Source organism: Kitasatospora sp. NPDC091257, assembly GCF_044757675.1.
Taxonomy (GTDB): Bacteria; Actinomycetota; Actinomycetes; order Streptomycetales; family Streptomycetaceae; genus Kitasatospora; species Kitasatospora lactacystinica.
In genome coordinates this window covers 1-2,922 of record NZ_JBIVVI010001135.1, presented here as the reverse complement: position 1 = coordinate 2,922, position 2,922 = coordinate 1, and the positions used below count along the sequence as shown (strand labels likewise).

General features: G+C 73.6%; 3 protein-coding genes. 2 read left to right on the top strand and 1 reads right to left on the bottom strand.

Features of this window, described 5'->3' with window-relative positions:
- Positions 1-135 precede the first annotated feature (135 nt).
- Complete coding sequence (locus tag ACIQOV_RS35400) at positions 136-1,197, top strand: hypothetical protein (protein WP_401054937.1); 1,062 nt, start codon at positions 136-138, stop codon at positions 1,195-1,197.
- A gap of 102 nt (positions 1,198-1,299) precedes the next feature.
- Here ACIQOV_RS35400 and ACIQOV_RS35395 read toward each other — a convergent pair whose 3' ends face one another.
- Positions 1,300-2,385, bottom strand: coding sequence for a M48 family metallopeptidase (locus ACIQOV_RS35395; RefSeq protein ID WP_380543244.1), 1,086 nt, complete (start codon positions 2,383-2,385; stop codon positions 1,300-1,302).
- Positions 2,386-2,645: 260 nt separating this feature from the next.
- On the opposite strand from ACIQOV_RS35395, the gene ACIQOV_RS35390 reads away from it, so the two are divergent.
- On the top strand, positions 2,646-2,792 hold the full coding sequence (locus tag ACIQOV_RS35390; protein WP_359910966.1) for a hypothetical protein: 147 nt from the start codon (positions 2,646-2,648) through the stop codon (positions 2,790-2,792).
- Positions 2,793-2,922: the final 130 nt, after the last annotated feature.

Below are 2,922 nucleotides of genomic sequence, written 5' to 3'. Positions count from 1 at the left end.
GGCTAGGGCGGGCTTCGGCGGGCCGGGGCCTGCCCCGGGCGCGGGCGCACGCCCGGGGGCGGTGGTCACTGAGCGTTCCCGGGAATGTGCGCCCGCACCCTCGTGGCGGCGCCGGTGTCGGCCTACCCTGGTGGTGTGGGTGACCCGCGAGAGCCTCCGGAGGGTACGCCCGAGGGCGGTTCCGGCAACGAGGACGAATTCCGGTCCGTCGTGTTCGACGAATCGTTCGTTCGGGCTGCCCGCATCCAGGAACTGTCCGCCCGGGAGCGGCTGGCCGGCTCCTTCGGCAAGGCCACCCGGCCGCGGGTGCGGCTCGGCCCGCTGGGCACCGTCCCGCGCCAGGCGCTCATCCTGCTGCTGCTCATCCTGCTCGCCTTCGGGACCGCGGTGTACTTCGGCGTGAGCTCGCCGAGGGGGACCGCGGTGCGGCCCGAGGGCAGTCAACTGACCGTCAGCCTGGTCGCGTTGAGCCCGGCGTCGGCCGTCCGCCCGGTCGCCGACCCGGCGGACCCGTTCACCGCGCTGCAGCCCGGGTACGGGGACGGCACGATCGGGCTGAACACCCCGACCGGGGCCGCCACCGAGCACTTCAGCCGGGTCGAGGTGACCAAGGCGCTCGACACCGTCCAGCGCTACCTGGTCGCCTCCTCGCTGGCCCCGGCCGCGCTGGTCCAGGGCGCCACCGCCGACGTGCGGGCCTTCGTCACGCCCGGTGAGCAGGCGGAGTTCGACGCGAGCGTGGCGCAGCCGGTGGACGACCGGCACCACGCGGTGACCGGCTGGATGGTCCGCTTCGACCCGGCGCAGGTCGCGCTGGCCTCGAACACCGTGAAGGTGGCCGGCGCGATGCGGATCGACGAGGCGGACGGCGGGACCCTGCAGATCACCACCGACCACACCTTCGTCTACGCGCTGAAGCCGGCCGGGGCCCCGGCCGGAGCGCCGGTCACCCTGGAGACCGTGCGGCGGCAGCTGACCTTCGAGTTCGACCGGGTCGACCTGGCCTCGGCGCAGCTGCGGCTGGTGGACTCGGTGGTGCAGGCCGGTCCGGAGCCCTGCGACACCTCGATGGCGGGCTTCCTGCAGCCGGTGCTGGCCACCGCGCAGGGCACGGCGGTCGCGCCGCCGGCGCCGGTCGACCCCGGCAACCACGCCCGGCCGGGCTGGCAGGTGTGCGCGGTGCTGGCGGGCGGCTGAGGCGTACCCCGGCCGTGGAACGGCGAGGCGGCCGGTGCCCCGGACGGGACACCGGCCGCCGTCGCGGTCGCGGTGGGCCGGCGGTCGTCGCGGCCCCGGGGGTCAGCTGCCGTCGCGGTCCGCGGAACCCGATCCCGAGGAGCCGTTGCCCGAGGAGCCGTTGCGGCCGGCGGCGCCGGTGAAGGTGTCGCGGAGCTTGCCGCCGACGGTCGCCGCGCCGCCGGCGACGTCCCGGAGCAGGCCCATCAGCGGGTCCTTGCTCTCCTTGACCGAGCTGGTGTAGTGGTCGGCGGCGGCCTTCCACTGCTCGGAGACCGAGGCGTCCGGGTCGTCCGCGCGGCGCGGGTAGGCGCCGGCCACGATCGAGCGGTAGTCGTCGCTCTCCGCCCACTTCTTCAGCTGGGCGACCCGCACCACCGCGAAGGGGTGGGTCTGCGGCAGCAGCTGGAGCACCTTGAGCACGCCGTCGCGCAGATCGCCGGCCTTCTCGTACTCCTCGGCCTGCTCCAGGAAGGCGTCGACGTTCATCTCGGCCAGGTTGTGGCCGCCGGCCAGCTTCATCAGGGCCCGCATGGACGCCTGGAGGTCCTGTCCGGCGAGCAGGCCGGCCCGGTCGCTGGACAGCTCCGCCTTGCGGAACCACTCCTTGAGCGCGGTGATGATCGCGGTGATCGCCAGGTTGCCCAGCGGCACCCAGGCGATCCGGGTGGCGATGTTGGTGAGGATCATCAGCATCGTCCGGTAGACGGCGTGGCCGGACATCGCGTGGCCGACCTCGTGGCCGATGACGGAGCGCAGCTCCTCCTCGTCGAGCAGCTCGACCAGGCCGCTGGTGACCACGATGACCGGGGTGTCGATGCCGATGCAGTACGCGTTGACCGTCGGGTCCTGGGAGACGTACAGGTCGGGGACCTGCTCCAGGTCGAGCACGTAGGCGGCGTCCCGCACCATGTCGTGCAGCTCCGGGAACTGGCGCTCGGAGGTCTTCACGGCGGTGGCCAGGAACATCAGCCGGATCGCCCGCTCGGAGACCAGGCCGGCGAGCTTCTTCAGGATGTCGTCGAAGCCGGTGAGCTTGCGCAGCGCGACCAGGGCCGAGCGGTCCGCCGGGTGCTCCCAGGCCCGGGTGGAGATTCCGGGGAAGCGCTCGCGGCGGCGGCTCGGGGCCTTCACGGTCGTGTCGGTCATGGTCTGAGTACCTCCTGGTCGACGGCGGCCGCGGCCCGCTGGCCCGCCCCCCGTTGGTCTTCGCCTGCAACGACTGTCTGTGCAACGCGCGCGGTTGCGTACTCGTCCCCGGGGCAGCGTACGCGCGGAGCGTCCCGGGGGCGGCGGGCGCGTCACCGGGGCCGGTGGGCGGCGTCGGTGTGAGGCCGGTTTAACCTGAGTCCTGGACGACCGAGACCGGACCCGGCCGCGGTACCGAGCAGTTCGAGGAGCCCCCGCAGATGTCCACCGACACGCTTGTCAGCCTGGCCGCGCCCATCTCCGACGAGACCGGCCCGGGCCTGTTCCTGCGGATCATCGTGGTCGCGTCCTTCGTGGGCATCGGCCTGCTGGTCTGGATCATGGCCCGCGCCTTCAAGAACAACTAGGGCCGCCCTCCCGGGCCTGTCACCGGGCCCGTTCCCGGCCGGCTCGCGGCCCGTTCCCGGCCCTTGCCCCCGGCTCGTGCTCACGCCCGGTCAGCGGCGGTGGGCCGCCGAGCGGTTGCCGTGTAACCCC